We start from the raw sequence: 563 nt of genomic DNA on the forward strand, positions 1-563 counted from the left end.
AAGACCGAAAACCTGTTAGGCATAACAAACCTGATATTGACCACTTAGGTGGCCACCTGCTCAAAATCTTTTCAGGCAAAGATGCAACGTGCCTGCCGGGCATTACCGACTATAGCTGGCTACAACTCTACTCAGAAATTGGCGGAGAGCTATCTGAGTGGCCAAGTGAGAAGCACTTTACCTCATGGTTAGGTTTGTCCCCGGGTCAACATCAATCTGGAAAGAAAAACAAGACAAGGAACAGGAAGTACAGGCCAAAGGCTGGGCAAATATTCAGGCAAATTGCTCAAAGTTTGATTGAAAGTAAAAAGATAGCATTAGGTGCATTTGGTCGGAGGTTGAAAAGTAAAAGAGGGCCAGGTATAGCCACCAAAGCTACGGCAAGAAAACTGGCAGTACTATACTGGCGACTGATGGTGAAAGGCCTGGACTACACTGAAAAAGGTATCAAGGCCTATGAAGAAAAAATGCAGCTTCACAGAGAAAGGTGGCTACAAAAAACAGCTAAAGAACTAGGTTATGAACTCGAACAAATTCATGCCTAGTTCTTTACGTCATTGGTA

At 43.9% G+C, this 563-nt stretch carries 1 protein-coding gene; it reads left to right on the forward strand.

The features are described 5' to 3' along the window. A partial coding sequence (locus KMW37_RS22370) for a transposase (protein ID WP_215226868.1) occupies window positions 1-545 on the forward strand: 545 nt, incomplete at its 5' end. Between the last annotated feature and the right edge of the window lie 18 nt (window positions 546-563).

Origin of the sequence: Echinicola shivajiensis, assembly GCF_018642165.1 — a bacterium.
In the GTDB taxonomy this organism is placed as follows: domain Bacteria; phylum Bacteroidota; class Bacteroidia; order Cytophagales; family Cyclobacteriaceae; genus Echinicola; species Echinicola shivajiensis.